General features: G+C 40.7%; 19 protein-coding genes and 5 tRNA genes. 14 read left to right on the top strand and 10 right to left on the bottom strand.

Annotated features, from left to right (window positions below; genetic code table 11):
• Window positions 1-96: 96 nt before the first annotated feature.
• The 3 genes from rpmF to ACL9RF_RS15055 all read right to left on the bottom strand — a co-directional run bounded on the left by rpmF (window position 97) and on the right by ACL9RF_RS15055 (window position 1,574).
• Window positions 97-288 carry a 50S ribosomal protein L32 gene (rpmF, locus tag ACL9RF_RS15065; RefSeq protein WP_422801462.1) on the bottom strand — a complete coding sequence of 64 codons (192 nt, stop codon included), beginning with the start codon at window positions 286-288 and terminating at the stop codon, window positions 97-99.
• A gap of 15 nt (window positions 289-303) precedes the next feature.
• A complete protein-coding gene (locus ACL9RF_RS15060) occupies window positions 304-843 on the bottom strand; it encodes a YceD family protein (RefSeq protein ID WP_422801461.1) in 540 nt (179 codons plus the stop codon).
• Window positions 844-911: 68 nt separating this feature from the next.
• Window positions 912-1,574: an epoxyqueuosine reductase QueH gene (locus ACL9RF_RS15055; RefSeq protein WP_422801460.1), complete on the bottom strand. Its 663-nt coding sequence runs from the start codon at window positions 1,572-1,574 to the stop codon at window positions 912-914.
• Window positions 1,575-1,688: 114 nt separating this feature from the next.
• Between ACL9RF_RS15055 and ACL9RF_RS15050 the strand changes: the two genes are divergently transcribed.
• A complete protein-coding gene (locus ACL9RF_RS15050; protein WP_422801459.1) occupies window positions 1,689-2,789 on the top strand; it encodes a hypothetical protein in 1,101 nt (366 codons plus the stop codon).
• Here the strand turns inward: ACL9RF_RS15050 and ACL9RF_RS15045 are convergent.
• The 6 genes from ACL9RF_RS15045 to ACL9RF_RS15020 form a co-directional block, all read right to left on the bottom strand.
• On the bottom strand, window positions 2,786-3,634 hold the full coding sequence (locus ACL9RF_RS15045) for a transglutaminase-like domain-containing protein (RefSeq protein ID WP_422801458.1): 849 nt from the start codon (window positions 3,632-3,634) through the stop codon (window positions 2,786-2,788). The genes ACL9RF_RS15050 and ACL9RF_RS15045 overlap by 4 nt on opposite strands.
• Window positions 3,635-3,675: 41 nt before the next feature.
• Window positions 3,676-4,335 carry an ABC transporter ATP-binding protein gene (locus tag ACL9RF_RS15040; protein ID WP_422801457.1) on the bottom strand — a complete coding sequence of 220 codons (660 nt, stop codon included), beginning with the start codon at window positions 4,333-4,335 and terminating at the stop codon, window positions 3,676-3,678.
• A 202-nt stretch (window positions 4,336-4,537) separates the two neighbouring features.
• Window positions 4,538-7,000 (bottom strand): ABC transporter permease, encoded by a 2,463-nt coding sequence (locus tag ACL9RF_RS15035; protein WP_422801456.1) that lies wholly within the window; start codon window positions 6,998-7,000, stop codon window positions 4,538-4,540.
• Between the two features lie 34 nt (window positions 7,001-7,034).
• Window positions 7,035-9,425: an ABC transporter permease gene (locus tag ACL9RF_RS15030; protein WP_422801455.1), complete on the bottom strand. Its 2,391-nt coding sequence runs from the start codon at window positions 9,423-9,425 to the stop codon at window positions 7,035-7,037.
• A 144-nt stretch (window positions 9,426-9,569) separates the two neighbouring features.
• Window positions 9,570-10,253: an ABC transporter ATP-binding protein gene (locus ACL9RF_RS15025; protein WP_422801454.1), complete on the bottom strand. Its 684-nt coding sequence runs from the start codon at window positions 10,251-10,253 to the stop codon at window positions 9,570-9,572.
• Between the two features lie 13 nt (window positions 10,254-10,266).
• Window positions 10,267-11,520: an efflux RND transporter periplasmic adaptor subunit gene (locus tag ACL9RF_RS15020; protein WP_422801453.1), complete on the bottom strand. Its 1,254-nt coding sequence runs from the start codon at window positions 11,518-11,520 to the stop codon at window positions 10,267-10,269.
• Window positions 11,521-11,835: 315 nt separating this feature from the next.
• Here ACL9RF_RS15020 and ACL9RF_RS15015 point away from each other — a divergent pair, with 315 nt between their 5' ends.
• From ACL9RF_RS15015 to ACL9RF_RS14995, 5 genes are read left to right on the top strand one after another with little or no spacing between them, the layout of a single operon-like run.
• A complete protein-coding gene (locus ACL9RF_RS15015; protein WP_422801452.1) occupies window positions 11,836-13,143 on the top strand; it encodes a TolC family protein in 1,308 nt (435 codons plus the stop codon).
• Between the two features lie 15 nt (window positions 13,144-13,158).
• Window positions 13,159-14,508, top strand: coding sequence for a sigma-54-dependent transcriptional regulator (locus ACL9RF_RS15010; protein ID WP_422801451.1), 1,350 nt, complete (start codon window positions 13,159-13,161; stop codon window positions 14,506-14,508).
• Window positions 14,509-14,512: 4 nt separating this feature from the next.
• Window positions 14,513-15,208: a hypothetical protein gene (locus tag ACL9RF_RS15005; protein WP_422801450.1), complete on the top strand. Its 696-nt coding sequence runs from the start codon at window positions 14,513-14,515 to the stop codon at window positions 15,206-15,208.
• 3 nt (window positions 15,209-15,211) lie between these two features.
• Window positions 15,212-15,832 (top strand): sensor histidine kinase, encoded by a 621-nt coding sequence (locus ACL9RF_RS15000; protein WP_422801449.1) that lies wholly within the window; start codon window positions 15,212-15,214, stop codon window positions 15,830-15,832.
• Window positions 15,833-15,849: 17 nt separating this feature from the next.
• A complete protein-coding gene (locus tag ACL9RF_RS14995) occupies window positions 15,850-16,353 on the top strand; it encodes a hypothetical protein (protein ID WP_422801448.1) in 504 nt (167 codons plus the stop codon).
• A gap of 163 nt (window positions 16,354-16,516) precedes the next feature.
• Here the strand turns inward: ACL9RF_RS14995 and ACL9RF_RS14990 are convergent, their stop codons facing one another.
• Window positions 16,517-17,656 carry a polymerase gene (locus ACL9RF_RS14990; RefSeq protein ID WP_422801447.1) on the bottom strand — a complete coding sequence of 380 codons (1,140 nt, stop codon included), beginning with the start codon at window positions 17,654-17,656 and terminating at the stop codon, window positions 16,517-16,519.
• A 339-nt stretch (window positions 17,657-17,995) separates the two neighbouring features.
• Here ACL9RF_RS14990 and ACL9RF_RS14985 point away from each other — a divergent pair.
• The 8 genes from ACL9RF_RS14985 to nusG all read left to right on the top strand — a co-directional run bounded on the left by ACL9RF_RS14985 (window position 17,996) and on the right by nusG (window position 20,724).
• Window positions 17,996-18,068, top strand: a tRNA-Thr gene (locus ACL9RF_RS14985).
• A gap of 25 nt (window positions 18,069-18,093) precedes the next feature.
• Window positions 18,094-18,174 (top strand) — tRNA-Tyr (locus ACL9RF_RS14980).
• Between the two features lie 45 nt (window positions 18,175-18,219).
• A tRNA-Gly gene (locus ACL9RF_RS14975) sits at window positions 18,220-18,292 on the top strand.
• An 85-nt stretch (window positions 18,293-18,377) separates the two neighbouring features.
• Window positions 18,378-18,449, top strand: a tRNA-Thr gene (locus ACL9RF_RS14970).
• 75 nt (window positions 18,450-18,524) lie between these two features.
• Window positions 18,525-19,709: an elongation factor Tu gene (gene tuf, locus ACL9RF_RS14965; protein WP_422801446.1), complete on the top strand. Its 1,185-nt coding sequence runs from the start codon at window positions 18,525-18,527 to the stop codon at window positions 19,707-19,709.
• Between the two features lie 156 nt (window positions 19,710-19,865).
• Window positions 19,866-19,937 (top strand) — tRNA-Trp (locus ACL9RF_RS14960).
• Window positions 19,938-19,962: 25 nt separating this feature from the next.
• Window positions 19,963-20,154 carry a preprotein translocase subunit SecE gene (gene secE / locus ACL9RF_RS14955; protein WP_422801445.1) on the top strand — a complete coding sequence of 64 codons (192 nt, stop codon included), beginning with the start codon at window positions 19,963-19,965 and terminating at the stop codon, window positions 20,152-20,154.
• A gap of 24 nt (window positions 20,155-20,178) precedes the next feature.
• Window positions 20,179-20,724, top strand: a complete 546-nt coding sequence (nusG, locus tag ACL9RF_RS14950) for a transcription termination/antitermination protein NusG (protein ID WP_422801444.1) — start codon at window positions 20,179-20,181, stop codon at window positions 20,722-20,724.
• The last annotated feature ends 8 nt before the right edge of the window (window positions 20,725-20,732 follow it).

Here is a 20,732-nt window from a genome sequence, read left to right as displayed (position 1 = left end):
TTTATCTAAATCAATAATACGTAAAAAACATCCCAAAGTAAAGCAAAATAGTAAAAATTTACGCTTTTTTGGGATGTTTACTTTTAAAGATATTTTCTAGACAGTAGCTGTATTTTCGATAATCAATTTACCGTTGTAGTATAAGTTACCTTCAACTTCATACGCTTTGTGCGGTATATGTACAGCACCAGTTTCTTTACACACCGTTAAAGTAGGTCTTTCAGCTTTATAGTGTGTTCTTCTTTTGTCTCTTCTTGATTTTGAAGTTTTACGCTTTGGATGTGCCATCTCGTATAATGTTTTTTAATTGTTTTTAATATTCTTTAGTGCGGCCCAACGAGGGTCTATGTTTTCTGTTTTTGTCTCTGCGTCTTCCTGATCAGATATACCATTAATTTTGGCCAACATATCAGGGTCACAGGTAATGTTTTTGCCTTGTTCAGCGCATTTTGCGTAATACGGAACCCGAACGTTAATATACTCATAGAGTAGATTCGCAATATCGAGTTCATGCTCGGCTTTATTAAGGATAAGAACTTCTTCCGTTTCTTGATCCCATTCTTCCTGTGTAAATTTTACAATTACACGTTCTTGAAACTCAATGGGAGCAGCGAATTCAGCTAAACATATGTCACAAGTTAAAAAGATGTCTCCATGAATATTGAAATTCACTATCAGCATGTTTTCCTGTTTTTGCAGGGAAACGAGCGCCCGGAGATTACCTTTTTTTACCAATGAGTGCTCATAGCAATCAAAGAACTTATTATCCATGTCAAACTCAAAATCGTGCTTCCCTGCGGCTAAGCCGGAAAAAGGAATTCTATATTGTTTAAGATACTTCACAATCTTGTATTTGAGCCTGCAAAATTAATATTTAAAAACTAAGGATGCAATTATTTTGCAAAATATTTTTAATCTTCCTCCCCATAATATTGGGTTCCGAGTTCAATTTTACTACGTCCTGTTGCCATACGCCATTTATTCGTATCCCGAAGGGAATAGGCACAGCCACAATACTCCTGCATATAAAAACGCTCCCGTTTACTGATCTCTAACATACGCGACGAACCTCCTTTTTTACGCCAGTTGAAGGTCCAGTAATCCATATCAGGATAACGCGATACGGCACGCGCACCACAGTCGTTAATCTGATTCATGTTTTTCCAGCGCGATATCCCCAAGGAGCTGGAAATAACATCGAAACCATTTGCTGCCGCATACTCGGCGGTTTTTTCGAAGCGCATATCAAAGCACATCGTACATCGAGCACCACGCTCAGGTTCATTTTCCATGCCTTTGGCAAGCTCGAACCAGTGGTCTACATCGTAGTCGGCGTCGATAAAAGGGATATTATGCTTTTCAGCGAATCTAATATTTTCATCTTTACGGATGTCATATTCCTTACGCGGGTGGATATTAGGGTTATAGAAATATATGGTAAACTCAATATCCGAAGCGATTAACGCTTCCATAACCTCACCGGCGCAGGGAGCACAGCAAGAATGCAACAATAATTTCTTCCCTTCATTGGGTAAAACCAGCTTTTCGCGGACGAGTTTTTTTTCGCTATCCATGATTATATTCTCCAAGATGCAATTTTACGCAAAAAAAATGAAGGCGAGGAATTCAAGGAGTTTCAAATTATTTATTTTATATCTTTGTAGGTATAACGAAACGATTAGATTTTAATGAAAAACCTGTTTAGATATATAGTATTAGTAGGCAGCTTGGGGCTTACTCTATTTTATGGTTGTAAGCGCGATGATGACGAGCCCACGATTAAAGGAAGGTCGATATCGCGATTGTATATTTCTACTTCCGATTATAACATTAATTCTGGTGCCGAGCCCTTGAATAATGTATTTGTCGTGGACCCTGCGGATACCTTGAATTTCACTAAATTTCAAGGGCAGTATGGCTCTGCAGCAAAAGGAGGGAATATTATCCATTACTCGCCCTTCAATAAAGGGTTGGTTTTTCAAAGTGGAAGGAACGTGCAGTCGGCCATAGACACCTCCATTCAGGTACTTTCGGTTAGCCAGTATGGAGTGCTAGGAACTTCAGGGGTAATCGGAAACAGGCTTTTTCAACAAGTTCGTGGTTTATTCTATACGGTTGTAAATAGCGGCCAGTTAAGTCAGGGGTATTTAATGTTAATTGAAGCCAGCAGCTCGCCGTCCATGTATGTTATCGATCGGGTAACGAGTAAAAGTGGGTACACCGATTATAAGTACCGCATGCCTTTTACATTTCGGCCTTGGGGCATTTATGTAGACAATAACGATGTCTTTGTTACAAAAGCCGACAATAATGGCGGTATTGCGGTATATAAAGACTTTACGTCTATGTTTATAAACGATGGCCCTAAAGAGATAACACGCGAACCCAACTATGTGTTAACCATAAGTGGCGCCAATAATATTCGTGGTATTTCGTATGCTAAAGCCAAAGATATTTTATTTTTAACCGACTATACAGAAGGAAGTGGACAGAACGACGGAACAGGTCGTATACTGATTTTTGAAAAGTTCTCTGAAAATAAAACAACTGGAACTATTACGCCCACACGTATTGTAACAGGGCCAAATACCGGGCTTAAAGAACCCTTAGATGTAGCCGTAGATACACGCGATAAGGGCGAGTTTTTTTATGTCGCCGACCCTAGTGCAAGAGCCGTATTCAGATTTAAAATTTCGGATACAGGCAATGCAGCACCCGACGATAAGATTGAGGTTAAATCAGGGGCATTAAGCCAGGTGCCGCAATCTATCGCTTTGGATACGCGTTAATCCATATCGTCAATAAGATTTAATAAATGGGCAACTTCGGATTTCTTTTCCATGTTGCCTATATTATCATAAGCCGTTTTTAAGTTGCGTAGTACCCGTTTTATAATAGCAATGTTAGAGCAAGGCTGTGTATAGTCGTCAATAATGGGTAGATTAAGCTGTTTTAAGAACGAATAAATATCCGTATGTTTCATAATCTGCCCGCGATTAAAGACATTGATATAAAATAAAGGCGCCTGATTTTCATCATCCAAATACGCAACGATAAAATGCTTCGGTAAATTTACCCCGTAAATAGGGATATCCAATTTCTGGGCTATAATACTATAAATACAAGCCAAGGAAATGGGGTTTCCTTTTTTTGTTTCCAAAACTTTATTGATAAAAGAATTCTGGGGGTCGTGATAATTACTGGTGTTTCCCGATAAGCCAAACTCACGAAAGATAATATTATTCAGTAGTTTCACCTTCTCCATGGGCGTCATATCATAAATCATTTCAAACCAGGCATTACGTCTTATTTCAGCTATCTGAAGCTGAACAGCATTTTCATCTAAGTTGGGGTATTGGTAGCGGCTTACAATAAGCAAACCCTCCAAAAGGTCCTCTTGATTTTGTATAGCCCAAAGCTGCAGCTCATTTTGAACCTGCTCCAATTGGATTTTGTGGATAATATTTTCAATACGCGTTTGGGAAAGTGGGTCAAAAGAAGCCTGCCAATTTTCTTCCAGCAGGGGTATTATCACCGGGCCAGAAGTGATTAATTCCTGTTCAACATGCTGAAAGACCTCCTGGTCGGGGTCTTCCAACAATGCTATCAATGCTTTGATTTCCGTTTCCTTCATAGCCTAAAATAAATAAAACCGTTTTTCTGCGCAAATTGTTTTTATTTTAGTTGTCCATCCAACAGGTTAATGATACGCTTTCCATAGGTAGCATTTTTTTCGGAATGTGTAACTTGTATAATAGTTACGCCATCATCGTTCAGCTGTTTAAAAAGGCGCATAATATCTTCACCCTGTTGCGTATTCAGATTTCCTGTAGGCTCATCTGCCAACACTAACTTCGGGGATACAGCCAGTGCCCGTGCTATGCCAACGATCTGTTGTTGACCACCAGAGAGCTGGTTTGGGTAAAGGTCTTTTTTTCCTACAATACCAAATCTATCCAGCATATCCGCCACAAGCGCTTTGCGTTCACTGCCCGATAGATTCTTGTATATTAACGGTGTTTCAATATTTTCATATACCGTAAGCTCATCAATCAGGTGGTAAGACTGGAAGACAAAACCTACCTGAGACTGAAATAGCTCCTTTCTTTTTTTTTCTTTCAAGGACAGAACATCCTCGTCGCGAAAAAAATACCTCCCCTCATCGGGAACATCCAATAAACCTAAAATATGAAGTAAGGTAGACTTGCCCGATCCCGACGGCCCCATTATAGAGACAAAGTCGCCCTTGGCAATTTCAAGGTTTATATCTTTTAATACAAAGGAGCGTGCCCCTCCAACGGTATACCATTTGTAAATATGTTCTAATTTTAGCATGTTATTTTTGTTTTTATTGTGCGGGAGTAAAAGTATAAATTAAGGCGGTGAAAATTCGCTGTTGCCAACCCGAATACCGTTAAAGGCGAATCCAACACAGCGCCCCCTTCCGGATAACAAATACCCTATTCTTCCGTTTTTCCAAAAAGTCCTTCCGCTGGTATTGGCTACTTAAAACCTTAGACCTGCGGCTGGGAGAGGCCTATTCGTCTCTTAAACTATCCACAGGATTTACCTTTGCAGCCCTTAAAGCTTGGTAAGCAATGGTGCTACCCGCAGCAAAGCATACGATAGCCAAGCCAATAATAAAAGGCCATGGAGCGATGTCTATTTTATAGATAAACTGCTCCAGCCAATGATGCGTAAGCCAATAGGTTAAAGGGATGGCTAATACCGTAGAAAGGAAAATAAGTTGAAAGAAGTTTTTGGATAGCATAGTAATAATATTTGGTATGCTGGCGCCCAAAACCTTACGGATACCAATTTCTTTAATACGTTGGAAGGCAGAAAGGGTGATTAAACCAAATAAACCCATACATCCGATTATTATAGAAACACCCGTACTCAGGTTGATAAGTTTAGACAAATTTTGCTCCTTCGTGTATAATTTTTCAATACTCTCATCCATAAATTTCAAGCTTGGATCGTAGCCCGGGTACAACAGCTGGCATTTTTCTTTAACGCCAGTAAGAATATCCTTCCATGTTTTAGGATCTGCATTTAATTTAAGATGAAAATTTAAATCGTGGCTATTGCCAGGGAGTAAAGCCAAAGGTTCTATGGCTGTATAAAAGTTTTTGGAGTGGAAATCTTTTACTACCCCGACAATAGGGAAAAAGCCATTCCCCGAACCAATATACTTGCCTATAGCCTCCTGCGGATTTGCAAAACCCAAAGCTTGGATTGCACTTTCGTTTAGCAGGTAACCGTTTGTCGTATCGGATGCTGTAATATTGCTGCCCGCAATAAGTGGAATTTCAAAAACATCAATATAGTCGGCATCGATATTTTTCATAAATAGCTGGCTTCTTATAGGTGTTTCTGCATGTAAATCCTTCACCTCAAAGGAGGATGAAAAGTAGCTGTCGGTCAAAGGCATGGAACCTATAGAAACCCCGTTTACCCCCGCTAAAGAACGAAGCTCATGTTTTAATGTTTTTGTTTTTTCACCACTTTTATCTTTATAGAAAACCTCGTTCAACAATTTTTTTGGGAGGTTCAGTGTGACAACGGCATCCTTTTCGAAGCCCATATCCTTATGAACCAGATAGGTAAGCTGTTGCCCAATAATTAAGGCCGAAACGGTGAAAATTTGGGCAATGAAGAATTGAAAAACAATCAATGATTTCCGAAAGTTAAACTGCCCGTTACCCATTTGAAACTGCTTACTATTTTTAAAGATATGTACCGGTTGCACCCGTGTTATGAGCCAGGAGGGGTATAAGGAAGCAAGTACACCTGTCGTTACGAGTAGCATGATGATAATTAGGGCAAAAGTAAGGTTTGTGCCATACGATGCCATACCTGCAGGAATAAGGTCTTTAAAAAACCTAAAGGCTATGCCGTTACCTACAAAAGCAAGGAGTAGGGAGATGGCCAGCGTAATAAATGTTTCCATAAAAATCTGACCTACCAACAGCCTGTTATGACAACCTAAGGTTTTACGCACGGCAATAGCTTTGCTGCGTGCCGGCAGCTGTGCTGTGACTAGATTAATATAGTTAATACAGGCGAGCAACAATATAAAAAGAGCAATACCCACCAAGCCATAAATTACCGTTTTACTGGTTTTACTTGTATCCCAGATATCCAAATGTGTTGCAAAATGTAGCTCTTTCAAATTTGTTGTCACAATTTTCCGATTATACGTATAAGTAGGTTTATTTTCTTTTTTAAAGTATAACCATTTATCATCCGTTATCTTGTTTATTGCAGCTGTGACCTGCGCGATATCAGCGCCTTCTTGTAAAGCAATATAGACCTTATCCGAGCCATGCGTATTTGTCCAGATATTCAAGGGGTAATTTTGGGGCTTCAGGAAGAAGAATTCTGATCCATCAAATTCGGTCGGGAATGCCAACTCATCCACAATACCAGAAACGATTTTCGATAGCGTATCGTTATACACTAACGTTTGTCCGATAATTTGATCAACAGCAAGATTAGGGAAGTACATTTTCGCCTTCTTCGCTGTCAGGACAACGTTATCGGGTTGGCTAAGTGCCCTTGTTTTATGGCCTGCTAACCAGGTGTAAGGTACCATTGAAAAGTATGCCGAGTCTACGAGCATCACCTTAAACAGCTCTTCTGTCGCATCAATTTTTCGGGCTGAAGCCCCTGTTTGCGGCACCCCTACCGATGCGATATTATACTCCCTAAAAATTGGGGCTACCGTTTTTATATACGGTATATCGTCTCGTATAGCCTGGTATAACGGTTTTGGCACCCCGCCATTATAGTCTACCTTCCCCTCATTCGTAAAAGCCGAAGAAAGGCGGTATATATTTTCTTTGTTCGGGACAGCATTTTCGAAACTAAGTTCATAGTTTACGATGCGAAGTACAACCCAACAGATACTGATACCTATGGCCAGACCCATAATATTTAAGGAAGTAAACAAACGAGTCTTCCATAATTGTTGTAATGCAGATTTAAAAATATTCATGGTAACTATAATTCGTTCAGTATATCAAAAATTATTATTCATCGCGTAGACTGTTTATCGGATTTACACCTGCTGTTTTTACCGCCTGAAAACTAACCGTAATAAAAGTTATCAAAAAGGCAAGAAAGGCTGCGAGAAGAAATATCCACCATTCCAGCGTAGTGTGGAATGCGAAATTTTGCAACCAATTATGCATTATCCACCATCCTAAAGGCAGCGCCAATAGCAAGGCCATAGCGACAATTTTCAGGAAGTCTGCAGACAACATCAACACCAGATCAGGAACAGATGCACCGAGGACTTTACGGATGCCAATTTCCTTGATACGCTGTCTAGCCTGGAAAGCCGATAAGGCAAATAGCCCCATGCAGGCAATACTAATAGATAGTATGGAAAACAGGCGCATAGTTTTGCTTGCCTGCTCTTCGGCCTTATAAAGCGCAGCATAGTCATCATCTAAAAAGTGATAATCGAAAGGCACCAAAGGTTTCATTGTTTTCCACACTTTTTCCACACTGTTTATTCCTTCTTGTACCGTTGTTTTGTCGTTGAGCCTAACAAATACCTGCCCGAAGTAGCTATATTCCGGAAATAAGACAATAGGCTTAATTTCATCTTTCAACGAGGCAAAGTTAAAGTCTTTAACAACGGTTTTTATAAAGCCCGAACGACCGTTCAATGCTATTCGTTTACCTATAGCGTCGTTAGGTTTCCAGCCCAGGCTATTGGCCGCTTTCTCGTTTATTATAAAACCATACACCTGTGCATCCGTGGTATCGCGTGCTTGTAAAATATCCGCATCACTAAGGTTTCTTCCGGCAATAACGGGAATATCAAACACCGAAATAAAATCCTTTTCTATAGGTATTGCGGTAACATGAAGTTTGAAATTCTCCATTTTTCCCTCCGCATAATTGATCGAATAACCACCTTGTATATTTACCGGGGAATCATATGATGCTGTGACGCCGGCAACGCTGTTTAATCGGAGCAACTGTTCCTTTAAAGTAGGGATCTCGTTGTCCTGCAGTATATCGCCATCCACTACAAGTACCTGGCTACGGTTTAAGCCTGTGTTAAGCTGCTGAATATAGCTCATCTGTCGGCCGATAATTAACGTACATAGAATAAACACCGTCGTGATACAAAACTGTATTACAATTAAAGACTTGCCAAGGCCGCTGCCCTTAACCTTACCTAGAAAACCACCTTTAAGGGTTGTTTTGGGCTCCAAACCCGTGAGCAGCAAAGCAGGCCATCCCCCAGCAATGGCAGCGATAATGATAGCCAATAAAACTAAAGCGACATAAAATAAGGGCGAGTATCCAAGCTTTAACTGTATATCGGTACCTATATACTGACTAAATATAGGCAGTAGAGCAACCGTAAGCACAATAGCAATAACCTCGGCAATAAATACCAATATAAAGCTATCGAATAGGTACTGCATGAGTAAACGTATCCGACTAGCTCCCAACAGTTTTTTCATGGCAATTTCTTTACCTTTTTCGGAAACCTGTGCTAAGGCAAGGTTTGTAAAATTAACGCAGGCAATACCTATAATCGAAATGGCTAAGATGCTGAATATATAAATGTACAATCGATTTCCTGTACCCAAAGTTTTATGCAGGTGTAAATCAGCGAGCTTATCCATATAAACCCTAAATTGGAAGCCATCAGCGAAGCTCAAAGCGTATTCTTTTTCCAAATACTGGTTAACTTTGCTTTCCAGCGCTGCTGGTTCGGTGAAGGGTTTGAGGCGTATAACTGTCATATCATTTGCGCTTCCCCAGGTTGCTTCTTTGTACCGAGCCAAGTGAGGGTTGGACAACAAGGCATCAAACCGTATCTCGCTATACGAAGGCGGGTTTTCGATGACAGCGGTAACTTTCCACGGCTGTTTATCTATAAGCAAATCTTTTCCGACAGCAGGGCCTTCGGGGAAGTATTTTTTTGCCATATCCGCCGTTAGCACAATCTGGTAGGGGGCGCTCAATGCATGCTCTTTCGTGCCCTGCAGAACTGAGTACGTTAAAATGGATAATAAATCCCTGTCGGCATAATAAAGCTTATTCTCTTTAATCTGTTGCCCCTCATTATCTACTAAGCCCTCGCTATTATACCTATAAATACGAGCGGTATATGCTACCTCCGAGAATTGGGCTTTCAATGTAGGAGCTACCGCTGTTGGTGTTACAAATGTTTGATTAAACTGGCCATCTTCCGAACCTTTGTAACCATAAGATACATACACGATTCGGTCGCTATCTGCGAAAAATTTATCATAGCTGTATTCATGTAGAATGTAAGCTCCCAGTAGCATAAAGCAGGTAATCCCTAAGGTTAATCCCGCGATATTTAGCATAGAAAATCCCTTATTTTTACGAATATTACGCCATGCGGTTTTTATACTATGTATGAACATAATGTATGCTTTAAATGTATTTTGAGTTAAACTACCACGCCATGTTTACGCGCTGCTTTTCTTTGTCTCACTGGCCCATCGACGCACAGTGATAAGCGAAATGGAGTGATTCTGCACGTATGGCAGCCAAGGGTGTCGATAGAATTAGCTGTTTATGGCTGCCGATTCCATAATCACCTGTCCATCGAGCATCCGTATAATGCGATCAGCAAACTTAGCATCATGCTCCGAGTGGGTTACCATAACGATGGTTGTCCCTGTTTCGTTCAATTCGGTGAGTAGGTGCATAACCTCGTTGCCATTACTAGAGTCTAAGTTGCCCGTAGGTTCATCGGCTAATATTAATTTCGGGTTGTTTATAACGGCGCGTGCTACTGCAACACGTTGCTGCTGCCCGCCGGAAAGCTGTTGTGGAAAATGATTTCTGCGGTGCATAATCTGCACTTTTTCCAATACCTCCTCCACGCGGCGTTTACGTTCAGCTGCAGGGACATTGGTATACACCAAGGGGAGCTCCACATTTTCAAAAACCGTTAGCTCATCGATCAGGTTAAAACTCTGAAAGACAAAGCCAATATTATGTTTACGTAAATCCGAACGCTTATTCTCTTTAAACTTAGCGACCTCCACAGCATTAAAAAGATAACTACCTTCGTCCAGATCGTCTAGCAGACCTATAATATTTAGGAGGGTAGACTTACCACAGCCAGAGGGACCCATTACGGCCACAAATTCGCCCGCCTTAACATGTATATTCACCTTATTTAAGGCCACCGTTTCGACCTCCTCGGTACGGTAGTATTTCTGAAGATTCGTTATGTTAATCATATATTCTTTATCCTTAGTTTTTAATCGTTAATTCCTGAATTGTATGGTACAATTCATAACTCGAGATAATAACCCTATCGCCAGCTTTCAGGCCACCAACTACTTCAAAGTATTCCGGGTTTTGACGACCCAGCTGCACCTCCATACGATAGGCTGCGGTACCCGATTTATTCAATTTAAACACCCAGTTACCACTGCTCTGCTGATAGAAACCACCACGCGGTAAAAGTAAGGCTTTTGACTCGTCGCTTAAAGCCAAACGTATCTGTAATGTTTGTCCTCTACGTATGCCAGAAGGCGCGGCACCTAAAAACTCCATATCCACCTGAAAGCGTCCATTGGTAACCTGCGTATATATTTTTTTAATTTTCAATTGATACAGCTTTCCGCCAGTAGTAAATTCCCCTTTAAGATCGGTGAAAATGCGATTTATATAATGTTCATCGATATCTGCGCGAACCTTAAACCCCGTTAAGACATCGATTTGCCCCAAACGTTCGCCTGCATTTTTGTTCTGTCCAATTTCGGCATCAAAAGAGGTCAGTTGTCCGTCTACCGGCGCCCGAAGAATTAAATCACCCACTTTTTTACGCATCAGTTGCAAAGCACGCTGCGTTCTGCTATACGTATCCTGATCTTGTTTTGCCTTTTGTCCCGTAGATATTGAGTCTTGTTTTAAAATCTGTTTGGTTAAAATAATACGTTGCTTTTGGTAATTGTAATCGTTAAACGATTTTTCATATTCCTGGCTTCCAATTGCCTTTTCGGCAAATAACTTTTTGTTTAAACGGTATACACGTTCCGATTCACGTAGGGCCTGTTCCACATCGGCCATCTGGTTGCGGTTGTTTATAGACACCTGTTCGGCATTCGTCCTTGCAATCTGCGCTTGTGTCAATAAATTTAACACCTGAGTTTCCTGCTGCACTAAACTCAGCTCCTGATCGGTATTGGAAAGGCGCATTATTGGGTCGCCCTGTTTTAATACGGCGCCATCTTCAACATATTTCTGTTCAACACGGCCACCAACAGCGGCATCTAAATAAATACTACTTATAGGTAATACAGTACCATTAATTGGAATAAACTCCTGAAAGATGCCTTCTTTTACCTCGGCAATAGTTATGCGTTCGGCATCAATATTAAGCTTTCTGTTGCCAGTTGTGAAGTAATAACTGGCGCCTAATAAGGCCACAATACCCGTCACAGCCACAATTGTTAGAATACGTTTCGGCGTCCACTTCTTTTTTTCAATTTGTCTATCCATTCATGTATGCTGATTAGTTATATACTCGTTTGGTTATAGATAAGCTTGTGCCAAATGCTTAATGTGTTATTATTGAGCGTATTATGTATGAGGCGCTTGCGCTGTTGTGTTCAAAAACGAACAGTGTTTGTGCGTAGGCGAACAGTATTCCGACGTTGTGCAGCCTGCAAGCAAATATCGACTTGTACGTAGGTGGACAGTTAAATGTTCGAAAACGAACACCTTGCTGTGTATAGTTTTGCTGTAAGATGCTGGCTGTTAGTGTTTTTGTTGTTTTGGCATATGCTATGAAGTATAAGTTTTAAAAAAGCAGAAATGAAATACCTCCTCTTCGTACTCTTTTATTGTTGTTTAATTCATTCGGTGAAGGGGCAGGTGGTAGACCTTTCCCTTTCCGATTGTATTCAGCTGGCCGTACAAAATAATCCTACACTACTGCAGGACGAACTGAATACCCAACGCGATGCCATTCAGTTTAAACAAGCAAAAAATAATCTTTTACCGAATCTGCGCGCAAATATTAATCAGGGCTGGAATCAAGGACGTAATATTGACCCCATTACTAACCAGTATGTAGAGCAGAATTTATCGTCAGGACAACAAGCGGTAAACCTAGCATTACCCCTTTTCGATGGATTTAAAAATTTGCATGAAATACGAAGACGATCCGATGCGCTGGAGGCTGGTAAGCTGGAATACCAGAGTAAGGTAAATGCGTTAAAGCTCGATGTTATAGAAGCGTATTTGCAGGTGCTGATGGCGACAGATATGCTGGAGCAAGCGAAAAAGCAACTTGCTGTTACGCAGGAGCAGGTGAATAGAGCGGAGACCTTACACAAGGAAGGAGCCATTGCGCCGGGCGATTATTTTGACCTTAAAGGGCAGATAAATATCGATAGGAATACCGTTGATCATCAAAAAACGGCCTTTTATAGTAGTAAGGTGCGCTTAGCAACATTGATGCAGATGGATCCATCAGTATTGGGTAAACTAGAGACCATAGACTACGCTAAGGAAGTGGCCTGGTATAGCCGCAATCCAGCGTTATTTGAGCAGGCTAAAACTGCTATTCCCGATATTTATGCTTTAGACTGGCGTATAAAGGAAGCGCAGCAAGCCTTGAAAATTGCCAAAGGAGACTATTGGCCTAGCCTTTCCTTAGCTGCAGGTATTAGTAGCAACTACTCGAGTAGTAGCAATCGTGACCTCCTTTTTCAGGTGCGTAACAACCTGGGGAAGTCGGTAAGTTTACATCTAAGTATTCCTATTTTCTCCAGGTTTATGGTGCGCAATCAAGTCAAGTTAGCACGTTTAGACCTGTCGGCAGCACAGTATGCACGGTTAGCGCGCTTAAATTCTTTACGTGAGGCTACGGCTCACGTAATTTTTAATATGGACAATATAAATCAGCATATCAAAAATCTACAGGAGCAGCGTATAAATTTTCAGGAGTCTTTTCGTATTGCGACGGTGCATTTTGAAGCGGGCAACAGCAATTCTGTTATTTTTTTAACGGCTAAAAATAAAGTCGATAATGCACAGAGCCAACTGCTCGTGAAACAATATGAGTGGTTGTTGCAAAAATATATTAATGATTATTATGCAGGCACTCTTAAATTGTAATACCTTAGTATAACCATGAAAAAAGCTTCAATACTTGTTGTCGACGATGATTTGGACCTGCTTACTGCTGCGCGTATACTGTTACGTCCCAAAGTTCAGGAGGTTCAGGTAGAATCTAATCCCGAAAAGCTGCTGTCTATTTTAGAAAGCAAAGCTGTGGATATTATACTGCTGGATATGAATTTTAAAAGTGCCATAAATACCGGCAATGAGGGTTTGTATTGGCTGGGTAAAATAAAGGAAAAATACCCCAGCGTCCAGGTTATTATGATTACCGCATATGGGGCGGTAGATTTAGCCGTAAAATCCCTTAAACAAGGGGCTGCAGATTTTATTGTTAAGCCTTGGCAAAATGAGCAGTTGTTGCAAACATTGGAGGCAACATTTGCCGAAAAACAACCTGCTGCTAGTACAAACAAAAAGGATAAGGTTGCCGCGATACCTACGCTGATTGGTAGCTCGGCCATCATGGAAGATTTGCACTATAAAATCGATAAAATTGCTCCTACAGAAGCTAATATCCTTATTCTTGGAGAAAATGGCACGGGTAAGGATTTAATTGCCAATGAAATCCATAAGCGATCGCTACGCCACAGGAAGGCATACGTCAAAGTCGATGTTGGTGCGCTAACCGAAAGCCTCTTCGAGTCGGAGCTTTTTGGTTATAAAAAGGGCGCTTTTACCGACGCACGTGAAGATCGTAAAGGCCGTTTTGAAACGGCAGATGGCGGGACGCTATTTATGGATGAAATAGGAAATATCAGCCTGCAACAGCAGGCAAAGTTATTAAGTATCTTACAAAATAGGGCTGTCGTGCCCTTGGGGTCGTCGCAGCCAATACCGGTAGATATTCGTTTGTTAAGTGCTACAAATGTACCCCTGAGGGCGCTATCCGATGAAAGCCGTTTCCGTAAAGATTTAATATACCGTATCAATACCGTAGAAATACAAGTTCCGCCACTACGTCAACGTGGGGAGGATATTATTGAATTGGCGCAGTACTTCCTAAAATTTTATAGCCATAAATACCATAAAAACACACAGGGTTTTGAGACGGATGCCATAAAGAAGCTACGTGCATACCATTTCCCGGGAAACGTACGCGAGCTGCAATATAGCATAGAGCGTGCCGTAATTATGAGCGACCAACAAAGTATACAGGGCGATGACATCCTGTTTTCACCCATAGAACAGTCGGCCGTAATAGAACCCGTAGAATTGGTGTCGCACAACCTGGAGGAAATCGAGCGCAAGGCTATACAGTCGGCAATAGAACGTTTTAGTGGCAATATTAGTAAGGCAGCAAAGGAGCTCGGTTTAACGCGCGCAGCATTATATCGGCGTTTGGAGAAATACAATATCTAAAGGGATGTATACAACCAGGTTCAAAGAATTTCTAGCTATAGCATTTATGCTATTTGCTGCCGTTGCAGTAGCATTTTTGTGTTTTAGCGGGCATTATATCTATGCCGCAATTCTATTGCCGGCATTATTGTATTTCGCCTATTATTTTTACAGGCAGCAGCGGTCGCTGCTGAAGCAGGTATTAGAATTTGCCGAGGCGGTAAAATACCGTGATTTTACACGCCGGTTTGTTGTTAAGGATACGAATACCGAAGAGGGGCTTTTACTTGCAGCCTTTAATACGATAAATGAAACCTTCAAAAACATCAGTATCGATAAGGAGATTCAGCAGCAATACCTGAGCAAGGTAATCAACATGCTCGATACGGCCATTATCTTTTATAATTTTAATACCGGAAAAGTGATTTGGGTAAACGATGCTTTTAAACTGCTGTTTCAGGTTCCACATTTAGGCAATATCAGTGGTTTGGAAAAGCGGCATGCCGATCTTTTTGACAAAACGATACACCTGAAAGTTGGGCAGCAGCAGGTAGAGGCTGCACACTCGAGTAAGGGGAAAATAAAATTGTTGATGCAAAGCGCTGCCTTCGATACGGTCGACGGATCTTTCCGTATTGTGGCTTATCAAAATATCAATGAGGCTATCGACGAAACAGAAACCCGGGCATGGCAAAAGTTACTCCGTGTATTAACCCACTAAATCATGAATTCTATTGCTCCGATAAGCTCGCTGGCGGAAACATTGCACAACCGCTTAGGGGGGGAGATTGGCGCCGAGGATATTGATGACCTTAAACTGGGGATGTATACGATAAAACGGCGTAGCGAGGGGCTATTACAATTTGCTAAAAGCTACCGCATGATAAATAAGGTCGATCAGCCCGATTTTCAGGCTATTCAGCTGATTCAAATGTTTGAAGATGTATACCAGCTGTTTGAACCAACCTTATTACAAAAGGGTATAGATATGGATATCATCTTAAAGGATACCCGTATGCTGCTCAAGGCCGATCGGAACTTAATCGAGCAGGTGCTTATAAACCTTGTTCTAAACGCTATTGAAGCTGTAAAACATACCGAGGGTGCGTATATCAGTATTTCGGGCATACTACGCGACGATCGGGTTTTGGTGCAGGTAAGCGACAACGGCATGGGAATGTCGGCCGATATACAGGAGCAGATTTTTACCCCATTTTTTACTACCCGAAAGTCTGGAACAGGGGTAGGGCTTACCCTAAGTAAACAAATCATGCTGATGCACAATGGAAATATTTATGTTGATAGCCTGGAAGGGAAGGGGAGTACCTTTACCCTGACATTTTAAGCTATTGGTGGTTTCAGTTGTGGCGAAGTTATCTTACTTTTGCGGGTATGTTCTATCGCTGGAAACAAATACTTCATTTTTTTACCTCCAATAGCCGGCATGGTACCCATTCCCCTTTTGTATACGAACTCGCCGAAAAGGTGATTTATGCAAAACAAAAGAATGCTGAAGGGAATACCCCTACTAAACATACGGTTAAACATCGCCTGATTGCCGATATCGCGGCCTTCTATACCCTGCAGCTACAACATACTATAACGGAGCCATCCATGGATAAAGCCTGTTACATACCCATAGATAAAACCAGTGCCGAAGCGGTGGAGGAATTACAGCATCGCTTTTTTATGGTGTTTCTCGATGACATCCATCGGAATACAGCAAATGAAGCCGTATGGGATGCTATTTGTCGTTCCGACGCGGTGTTGGTCAGTATAGACATGTTTCATTTCGGTATTGTCTGTTACCGTCCGGGGCAGCGTAAAGAGAATTTCAAATTGCGGTTTCCATTTTGGCGCCATTAAGCTGTTTTTAGGCCTCCTAAACCCAGGCCATAAAAAAAAGGCACGGCAACACATGCCATGCCTACAGTATAGAGTATCTATGTTATAATGTATACATATGGACTCTCGTAATATACATCTATATAAGGTATACACTATATATAAGCTATACAACGAATAAAATCTAAAAAGCCTCACTAACGCTCAGGTAAAAACCAGACTGTCTTTTTTCTCCCGGTCTTTGTTCGCCTATAGCATAATCAATACGGATACTACTGCTATGCTCTATACTGAAGAAGTACCGTAATCCGCCACCATAACTCGGTACCATTCTTATTTTATGGTTATCCGAAAATGTAGATCCAGTTCCGACAAAGCCAGAAACGCCAAATCTGGGGTGTAAACGGTAGCGTAGCTCCGCCTGTGAGGCTATATAGTTATTATCTTTATAGCGCCCCAAATAATATCCGCGCATTATCATATCGCCGCCCAGATCACGCATCACATAAAAAGGTATGTTTTTACCCTGCGTTCCTCTATAGATACCCTGCGCAGCGAGAGTAACCTTTCTGTTAAAGGGTATAAAGCCTTTTACATCCACTTCTGTCAAGCTACCTTTAAAATCGTCGGCCTTAAATATCCGTGGTGCGTATGCCCATTTCACGCGTGCATACATACCTGCAGTAGTATAGGTGGTAACATTACGGGTGTCGTATAAGGTCGAAAAACCTAGAGCTAAAAACTGACCGCCGTTTTTACCGGTAAGGTTACTCTGTTCAAAAATGCCATCGCCGAGCAAATCTTTAAAAGAAAAGTTATCATAGTTGGCATTTATGCCTACATACAAGTTTGAAATCACTTTTTTTTCTACATCCAATTTAACACGGTATAGCTTTTGGTCTAAATTATTCTCATCTTTTTGCCAAGTATCGTTGCCAATACCATAAAAATTAAAGGGCCAATCGCGTAACCGTAGCTCTCCCAATATGTGGTAATCGTTATTTTTTGTCCATATATCGGTATTGATATTAATCTTTTTTTGATTTTTGGTCGTCAATGTACCAATCAACATGACACTAGATGTACGGCTTTGTGGGTCTTTTTTATCCAAATAGAAGTTATAGTTGCTTGCAATTCCAAATTCAAAACCCGTTTCTTGGGCATAGGCTAAGGCAGGTAAGGCCATAAAACTTGCACTTCGTGTGCTATCACCCTGCGCGGAGAACACTTTTTTTGCAATTTTTTTGACTAAATTTTCATTCTCTTGAGCATTTCCAACTATGGAAAACCCCAAAATAAGGAGTAGTATAAAACTTTTTTTCATGTTAAACGGCATACAATTTTGAGGTTTCAAATATACCGCAAAGTTTTTGGATACTTTTATAGTCGTTTAAATGAAAAATTATTTGCTTGCATATCAGCGTAATTAGCGTTTTAGTGCACTTTTTTTTCTAAAATATTTTTGAGATATCAATTCTGTGCCTATCTTTGCATCATCAAAAACGATAACACTTCAACGGAAATGACATCGAGATTTGAAAAGCGTTCTTTAAAACAACAACAGAAAAAAAATAAAAATTCTCTTGCAAATATGAAATAAAAATTTGATTTTTGCACTCGCTACTCAGAAGAGTAGATGTTCTTAGAGAGTTGAAAAATAAAAGCCTCCTTAGCTCAGCTGGTAGAGCAACTGACTTGTAATCAGTAGGTCATTGGTTCGATTCCGATAGGAGGCTCAAATACAACTACGGTTGTAGGTCTGGAGGGGTTCCAGAGCGGTCAAATGGGACGGACTGTAAATCCGTTGCTTCGGCTTCGAAGGTTCGAATCCTTCTCCCTCCACACTTTTTCTTGCTTTCAGTGGTCTTTGAGATATTGAAAGCAATTGCGGAAGTAGCTCAGTTGGTAGAGCGATAGCCTTCCAAGCTATAGGTCGCGAGTTCGAACCTCGTCTTCCGCTCATAATTTTCAAGATTTTCAGTCTCTATCTTCCAGGTATATATAGGTTAGGTGGGGGCATAAATCTGTAAATAGACTTTTGTAAAGCCGAAGTAGCTCAGGGGTAGAGCACTTCCTTGGTAAGGAAGAGGTCGTGGGTTCAAATCCCATCTTTGGCTCTCAGGAAATAATACGTTATTTTTGTAAGAAATTTTTAACAAAGAAATATTTAATAATTACTAATTCGCATAAACATGGCAAAAGAGAAATTTGACCGTAGTAAACCGCACTTAAACATTGGTACAATCGGTCACGTTGACCACGGTAAAACAACAACTACAGCAGCTATCACTAAAGTTTTAGCTGATAAAGGTTTGTCAGAAGCTCGTTCATTTGATTCGATTGACTCTGCTCCTGAAGAAAAAGAACGTGGTATTACTATTAATACGGCTCACGTTGAGTATTCAACTGCTAACCGTCACTATGCACACGTTGACTGTCCAGGTCACGCTGACTACGTTAAAAACATGGTTACAGGTGCTGCACAAATGGACGGTGCTATCATCGTTGTTGCTGCGACAGATGGTCCTATGCCTCAAACTCGTGAGCACATCTTGTTAGCTCGCCAGGTAGGTGTTCCTGCGTTAGTAGTATTTATGAACAAAACCGACTTAGTTGACGATTCAGAGTTGTTAGACTTAGTTGAAATGGAAGTTCGTGAATTATTATCTTTCTACGAATTCCCAGGTGATGATATTCCAGTAATTAAAGGATCAGCTTTAGGTGCATTGAACGGTGAGCCTGAGTGGGTTGAGAAAATCATGGAATTAATGGATGCTGTAGATAACTACATTCCAATTCCTCCACGTTTAACTGATCTTCCTTTCTTAATGCCTATCGAGGATGTATTCTCTATCACAGGTCGTGGTACTGTTGCTACAGGTCGTATCGAAAGAGGTGTAATCAACTCTGGTGATCCAGTTGAAATCTTAGGTATGGGTGCTGAGAACTTGAAATCTACTGTAACAGGTGTTGAGATGTTCCGTAAAATTTTAGATTACGGTGAGGCTGGTGACAACGTAGGTTTATTGTTACGTGGTATTGAGAAAACGGATATCAAACGTGGTATGGTTATCTGTAAACCAGGTTCAGTAACTCCACACGCTGACTTCAAAGCTGAGGTTTACGTATTATCAAAAGCTGAAGGTGGTCGTCACACACCATTCTTTAACAAATACCGTCCTCAATTCTACTTCCGTACAACAGACGTAACAGGAGAAATCTCGTTACCAGAAGGTACTGAAATGGTTATGCCAGGTGATAACGTTACGATCACAGTTAAATTGATCTCTCCTATCGCTATGGAAAAAGGTCTACGTTTCGCTATCCGTGAGGGTGGTCGTACAGTAGGTGCTGGTCAGGTAACTGAAATTATTTAATCTTCGGATTTTTTAAATATAAAAATAAGCTAATTGGCTGATGCTGATTAGCTTATTTTTTCACTACAGAATCGTTGTAGTGATTTGTGAAAAAAAGTAAAAAAAATTTGGTCTAATAGTGTTTAAACGCTATATTTGCATCATCAAAATTTCTACAGGGGCATAGTATAATGGTTAGTATCGTGGTCTCCAAAACCATTGGTCTGGGTTCGAATCCTGGTGCCCCTGCTAACAAAACTTAAATAATCAAACTATGGCTAATGTACTTGGTTTTTTTAAAGAGTCATACGAGGAAATAACTCAGAAAGTGACTTGGCCTACATGGTCTCAATTGCAAAATCACGCGGTAGTAGTACTTATAGCATCTTTGATAATCGCCGTAGTAGTTTTAGTGATGGATAAAGCTTCTAGCAATGTGCTAGAGTTATTGTACGGCACTAAATAAGGAAAATCCAAGTAAGATAATAGTATGGCTGATCAAACGTTGAAATGGTACGTAGTACGTGCCGTAAGTGGTAAAGAAAAGAAGGTAAAGCAATATCTAGAGGCTGAAGTAAATCGTTTAGGTATTCAGCATTTGATTCCACAGGTTTTAATTCCTATGGAGAAATATTATCAAATGCGTGATGGAAAGAAAGTAGCGAAAGAAAGAAACTACTATCCTGGATACGTTTTAATTGAAGCTGCTTTAGATGGGGAGATCGAACACGTAATCAAAAACTTGAATAGTGTTATCGGTTTCTTAGGTGATAAATCAGGAATGGCGATTCCTTTGCGTCAAGCAGAAGTAAATCGTATTTTAGGAAAGGTTGATGAAATGGCCGAACAAGGCGAATCTATCAATGTATCTTACTACGTGGGCGAATCGGTAAAAGTAACAGACGGACCTTTCAATGGGTTTACGGGTGAAATTGAAGAAGTTCACGAAGACAAGAAAAAACTGACTGTAATGGTAAAAGTTTTTGGTCGTAAAACACCACTTGAGCTTAACTATATGCAGGTAGAAAAAGAGTAATTATTATA

Source organism: Sphingobacterium sp. Mn56C, from assembly GCF_049319645.1.
GTDB lineage: Bacteria > Bacteroidota > Bacteroidia > Sphingobacteriales > Sphingobacteriaceae > Sphingobacterium.
This window is presented reverse-complemented; position numbering and strand designations above follow the sequence as displayed.